Genomic DNA, 6396 nt, shown 5'->3' with positions numbered 1-6396 from the left:
GGCTCCCCCTCCCCGACTCGAACGGGGGACCTGCGGATTAACAGTCCGTCGCTCTAACCAACTGAGCTAAGGGGGAATCGTTTATGGTTGAAAAACTTGGCTCCCCCTCCCCGACTCGAACGGGGGACCTGCGGATTAACAGTCCGTCGCTCTAACCAACTGAGCTAAGGGGGAATCGTTTATGGTTGAAAAACTTGGCTCCCCCTCCCCGACTCGAACGGGGGACCTGCGGATTAACAGTCCGTCGCTCTAACCAACTGAGCTAAGGGGGAAGCGTCTTGCCTTTCAACGGGGCGAAATATTAATGACCGCGTCGCAAAGTGTCAACATATAAAAGTCATAAATTGAAAAAAGAGGTTTATTCGTTGTTTTTGTGTTCGATCTGCGTGTTTTATAGCTCTATTAAAGTTATTTTTTTTGAAATTTAAGAATAACAGTGTGACTTTTATTATTGCAGAGTCTTTAAATTGGTTAAATTAAACACGTTATTAAAGTGGCTTGTTATTAAAAAACAACTCAAAAACATAAAAACTCATTTTTTACTTGGCGGTATTTTCAATATTAAATTTGTTTTTGTTTTAAATTTTTAAAAATATACCTACGCGTATATCCACAGAAATATTTTGTGATCTAAATTGTGATCTAATTACTATGAATAAAATGGGTATTTACTTTATCCGTTCAAAAATAGAACAATCAATAACTTAACTTTATGGTAAGCGTATTTTTATACCAACCGTACAACTATGTTAAGAAGAAAAATTGGAGAGCTTCAGTTTTTAGCGTGAGTTTATAAAAATGCTACAAATAGCAAATGATCAATTGTCTAGATATCACCGAAAATGGCGGCTCTCTCAAAGCCTTTATAAATGCGGGTTTGAATGAGTTATCCACGGTTTCTGTGGATAACTCTGTTTATGAAACTTTAAGAACATCATCGGCACCAATGGTTTAGGGTGCTACAACGATTTCAAGCTTTTAAATCATTATTTTTAATTTAATATAAAACAATGAGTTATGATTTGATGCAGAATAGATGCAACTCGATGAGGGAATTTTTTCGTAACGATAAACCAAGCATCACCTTTGTGTAAAAAAGCATCAGATATCACTGGGTGTTTGTAATAAAAGTTATAAAAATGTGTTTTAATTGTTTTTTGCGGTGTTTAGGCTCTATTTTAACAAAAAGATGTAAAAACTAAGTTTTACTATTTTTTCGAATCTTTACTTCTTTAATTACTTCAATTGTAGTGATAAATCCGTGGCTTGAACTGCCTTGATGCTTTAAAATGATTCGTTCAGTAAAAGAGGCCTATTTATTTCATGCGCGCAATTTCAAAATCCCAGAATCGCCCAGATTTACTAAACGATCCCATCTTGCCAACATTAAAGACGATGACCATTCCGATGATATTCGGCATGATCACGTTAATGATGTTCAATATTGTCGATACATTTTTTATAAGCTTACTTGGCACCGAACCGCTTGCAGCAGTGAGCTTTACATTTCCGGTTACCTTTACCGTTATAAGCTTAGCAATAGGGCTGGGGATTGGTACATCGGCGGTAATAGCAAAAGCACTCGGTAGTAATAAAATAGATGAAGCGCGTTTTGATGCCAGTATTTCTTTAATGGTTGGTGTGGTTTTGGTTATTGTGTTGTCATCTATTGGTTATTTACTGATTGACCCCATATTTACTCTGCTAGGAGCGGGCGCACAAGTATTACCGTTAATACACGAATACATGAATATATGGTTTATCGGTAGTGTATTTTTAATAACCCCAATGATTGGTAACTCAGTACTGCGCGCCAGTGGCGATACAAAAACGCCAAGTATAGTTATGGGCGGAGCCGGGCTGATAAACGCCATACTCGATCCAATACTAATATTTGGCTTTGGGCCTGTACCAGCGTTAGGAATTCAAGGCGCTGCCATAGCAAGTGTTGTTGCGTGGTCGGTTGCTGTCGTTATTATTTTATATATATTAGCGTTTAAAAAGCGTTTGTTGAGCCTAAAAGCAGGCAAGCAAACAGTGACTGGCGCTATTCGCAAAATATTAAAAATTGGTTTACCTGCTGCCGGCGCGAACATGCTTACACCGGTTGCAATGGCTGTAATGACCGCTTTGGTGGCACACCATGGCCCAGAAGCCGTAGCTGCATTTGGAGTAGGAAGTCGAATAGAATCGATTGCAAGTATATTAGTGCTTGCGCTATCTATGACATTACCGCCATTTGTTAGCCAAAACTTTGGTGCTGGCAAATTATGCCGCGTTAAAAAAGCGTACACCGGCACACTAAAATTTGTGATGGTGTGGCAATTTGCCATCTACGTATTACTAATTGCATTCTCAGGCGTTATAAGCCAATTGTTTGGTAAAGAACAAGCCGTAATCGATGTAATTAAGCTCTTTATTTATACCATCCCGCTAAGCTACGGCTTACAAGGGGTGATCATATTATCAAACTCATCGTTTAATGCTTTACACAAACCAATGTATGCATTGGTTTTAAGTGTCATTCGGTTATTCATATTTTATGTACCATTTGCTTATATAGGCAACGAAATAGCCGGATTATTAGGGCTGTTTATTGGCGCTGCGTTAGGTAACTTATTTACAGCAATAGTGGCGTATAAATGGTTTATGAAAAAACTAGAGGCGCTGAGCGGCGAATCGTTACAGGAGTGCAATAATTGAGCGACCATTTTCAGTTAAGATCACATTTTAAACCAGCAGGCGATCAGCCCACAGCAATTAAACAGCTTTGCGAAGGGCTAGAAGCTGGCCTTGCACACCAAACGTTATTAGGTGCTACTGGTACAGGTAAAACCTTTACCATGGCTAATATTATTAACGATTTAAACCGTCCAACAATAATAATGGCGCACAATAAAACGCTTGCCGCGCAGCTATACGGGGAGATGAAAGAGTTTTTCCCTAAAAATGCGGTTGAATATTTTGTATCGTATTACGATTACTACCAACCAGAAGCCTATGTTGTATCAAGCGATACTTTTATTGAAAAAGATGCCTCTATAAACGAGCACATAGAGCAAATGCGTTTAAGCGCGACCAAAGCACTGCTTGAGCGTCGCGATACTATTATTGTGGCCTCGGTATCGGCTATTTATGGTTTGGGCGACCCTAAATCGTACATGAAAATGATGCTACTTTTAAAAGTGGGCGAAAAAGTAGATCAACGCGACATGCTACGTCGCCTAGCTGAAATACAATATACCCGCAACGACATAGATTTTAGCCGAGGTACATACCGTGTACGTGGCGAAGTGGTCGACATATTCCCTGCAGAATCAGACACATTTGCTGTTCGAGTAGAAATGTTTGATGACGAAATAGAGCGCTTAAGCATTTTTGATCCGCTTACTGGCGCTGTTGAAAAGCACATAGTCCGTACCACTATCTACCCAAAAACACACTACGTTACCCCGCGTGAAAAAATACTCGGTGCTATCGATAAAATACAAGAAGAACTAAAAGATCGAAGAGCCCAGTTACTCAGTGCTAATAAATTAGTAGAAGAGCAACGCGTAACACAGCGTACGCAATACGATATGGAAATGATGCGAGAGCTAGGTTATTGCTCTGGCATCGAAAACTATAGCCGCTATCTATCTGGCCGTACGCCAGGAGATCCACCGCCTACGTTACTTGATTACCTCCCAGACGATGCATTGATGATTATTGATGAATCGCACGTAACCGTATCGCAAATTGGTGCAATGTATAAAGGCGACAGAAGCCGTAAAGAAAACTTAGTTGAATATGGCTTTAGAATGCCCTCAGCAATGGACAACAGACCGCTGCGCTTTGAAGAGTTTGAAGCTATTTCACCACAAACTATTTATGTATCGGCAACGCCAGGCGACTTTGAATTAGAACGTTGTGTGGGCGCAATTGCAGAGCAAGTAATTCGCCCAACAGGCTTGCTCGACCCACTTATTGAAGTGCGCCCAGTGGGCGATCAGGTTGATGATTTACTCTCAGAAATATACAAAAGTGTGGAGAAGGGCGAACGCGTACTGGTAACTACACTTACTAAACGTATGTCTGAGGATTTAACAGACTACCTAAGCGAGCATAATGTAAAAGTACGTTACTTACATTCAGACATTGATACCGTTGAGCGCGTAGAAATAATTCGTGACTTACGAGCAGGCGTGTTTGATGTGTTAGTGGGCATTAACTTACTGCGAGAAGGCCTTGATATGCCAGAGGTGGCACTTGTTGCCATACTTGATGCAGATAAAGAGGGCTTTTTACGCTCAGCCCGCTCGCTGATACAAACTATTGGCCGTGCTGCTCGTCACTTAGATGGCCGCGCTATTTTATATGGTGACAGAATTACAAAATCTATGGCCAAAGCCATGGACGAAACAGCACGCAGACGCGAAATTCAGCATGCATACAACGTTGAGCATGGCATAGAGCCTCGTGCTCTGGCTAAAAAAATACTTGATGTAATGGATGTAGGCGAAGAAGCGGCCCCTAAAGATAACCTTAAACTTATTCGTAAAGAGTCTAACAAAGTACTTAGTGCGAAAGAAATTGCCGTGCAAATTAAGCAGCTTGAAACCAAAATGCATGCATACGCAAGCGATCTAGAATTTGAAAAAGCGGGCTCTGTTCGCGATGAAATACATGAACTACAACAACAGTTGATTAATTAAAAATGACAGCAAACTTTACTCCTCTTATTACTGCGCTTGAAGATGCGCCAATTTTAAAAAATGAACTGTGCCGTGTCTTTCATGGTCGAGGCCACAGTATTGAGGCGTTAAGCCATATAAATTTAGACTTTTATCCGCCAAGTTTATTTTTAGTTTCGTACGACGAAATTGACGAGCAAACACTAAGCGAGCTTACCGATGTAGTGTGGCAGTGGGCGCAAGCAAATCAGCCTGAGCTTATTACGTCGCTTGTGTATCAGCAACGCGCTGGTGTACAAAGCCAAAACACCGTGGTTTATGGGCAATTACCTAACCCGCATGTTGTAACCGAAAACGGCATTCGTTTTTTGGTTGATTTACAGAGCCGTCAAAATACCGGAATATTTCCCGACATGCGCAGCGGTCGTGAGTTTGTAATGGCTAATAGTAAGCATGGCAAAGTGCTTAATTTGTTTTCGTATACATGTGGGTTTTCGCTTGCAGCAATGCAAGGCGGGGCAGATCATGTAATGAACATGGATATGAGCAAAGGCGTACTTAAAGTAGGCAAGCAAAACCATCAACTAAACGGTTTTGAGCGCGGCGTAAGCTTTTTACCTCATGATATTTTAAAGTCGTTTGGAAAACTAAAAAAAGCAGCCCCGTTTGATTTAATAATAGTTGATCCGCCAAGCTTTCAAAAAGGCAGCTTTATTTTAACTAAAGACTATCAAAAAGTGCTGCGCAGATTGCCAGAGCTACTTTGCGATACCACACAATTGTTATTGTGCGCTAATAGCCCAGAGCTTAGCGAAGACGCGTTTAAAGCGTTAATAAACGAGCACACCCAAGGCGCAATTGAATTTGTTGAGCGCCTAGCCCCTACCGAGCGTTTTATTGAAGTAGACAGCGACAGAAGCTTAAAAGCACTTATCTACAAATCGTCACAATCTACTGATTAAATGAAACTCAGCAAACGCCTAACTGCCATTGATAGATTAATTTCGCAGCATCACGATATTATTTGGGATTGCTGCTGCGACCATGGTTATTTAGGCATGGCGCTATTAAAACGCGTATCTGCAGAGCAGGTTATTTTTGTTGATATAGTCGCCACTTTAATGAACGACCTAGAAGCGCAATTATCATCTATTAATAAATTACAAAAAGCCTGTAATAAAAATCCACAGTGGCAGGTCTTATGTCAGGATGTAGGCAAAATTGAAATTGCTCAAAGTAAAAGCCAAGTAGTTGTAATCGCAGGTGTTGGCGGTGAGCTGTTGTTAAGTTTAATACAACAAATTACGGCTAATAATGCAGTGGAGCATTTAAATAATGTTCGGTTTATTTTATGTCCAGTGCATCACACTTATAAGTTGCGAGTCGGTTTAAAGCAACTAGGCTTAGGGCTTATAGGTGAGCAAATAGTTTACGACAACAAACGTTTTTATGAAGTAATAGAAGTGAGCTTTAATACCAATAATGAGATTAGTCACACCGGCCACAAAATGTGGGACTTTACCAATACAGAACACGTTATGTACCAAAGCCAACTTATAAATCATTATAATAAAATGCTCAATAAAGATAAGCCATACTATCAAAAAGTTATAACAGACTATCAAGAACTCACTGATAGTTAAAAAAGCCTGAAAGTAGGGCGTACATGTGATCTAATTACGACATTGATGACGTAATGTGTTCATAGTTTATATCGCACACC

The 6396-nt window shown here is 40.3% G+C and carries 4 protein-coding genes and 3 tRNA genes; 4 read left to right on the top strand and 3 right to left on the bottom strand.

Translation table 11 applies throughout. The annotated features are described in order from the left end of the window. Positions 1-2: 2 nt before the first annotated feature. The 3 genes from WNY79_RS18895 to WNY79_RS18885 form a co-directional block, all read right to left on the bottom strand. Positions 3-76 (bottom strand) — tRNA-Asn (locus tag WNY79_RS18895). A 21-nt stretch (positions 77-97) separates the two neighbouring features. After that, positions 98-174, bottom strand: a tRNA-Asn gene (locus tag WNY79_RS18890). Between the two features lie 21 nt (positions 175-195). Further along, positions 196-272: transfer RNA gene (locus tag WNY79_RS18885), tRNA-Asn, on the bottom strand. A 1051-nt stretch (positions 273-1323) separates the two neighbouring features. Between WNY79_RS18885 and WNY79_RS18880 the strand changes: the two genes are divergently transcribed. The 4 genes from WNY79_RS18880 to WNY79_RS18865 are packed head-to-tail and all read left to right on the top strand — an operon-like array spanning position 1324 to position 6316. Continuing rightward, a complete protein-coding gene (locus WNY79_RS18880; RefSeq protein ID WP_342876609.1) occupies positions 1324-2703 on the top strand; it encodes an MATE family efflux transporter in 1380 nt (459 codons plus the stop codon). Beyond that, on the top strand, positions 2700-4694 hold the full coding sequence (gene uvrB, locus WNY79_RS18875) for an excinuclease ABC subunit UvrB (RefSeq protein WP_342876608.1): 1995 nt from the start codon (positions 2700-2702) through the stop codon (positions 4692-4694). The genes WNY79_RS18880 and uvrB overlap by 4 nt, the downstream gene beginning before the upstream one ends. A 2-nt stretch (positions 4695-4696) precedes the next feature. Further along, positions 4697-5635 (top strand): class I SAM-dependent methyltransferase, encoded by a 939-nt coding sequence (locus WNY79_RS18870; protein WP_342876607.1) that lies wholly within the window; start codon positions 4697-4699, stop codon positions 5633-5635. Beyond that, on the top strand, positions 5636-6316 hold the full coding sequence (locus tag WNY79_RS18865; RefSeq protein WP_342876606.1) for a tRNA (adenine(22)-N(1))-methyltransferase TrmK: 681 nt from the start codon (positions 5636-5638) through the stop codon (positions 6314-6316). Positions 6317-6396: the final 80 nt, after the last annotated feature.

The sequence above is a fragment of the Pseudoalteromonas sp. AS84 genome (assembly GCF_038900255.1).
Classification (GTDB): domain Bacteria; phylum Pseudomonadota; class Gammaproteobacteria; order Enterobacterales; family Alteromonadaceae; genus Pseudoalteromonas.
Note: the sequence above shows the minus strand (reverse complement) of the source record. Positions and strands in the feature narration are given on the sequence as shown.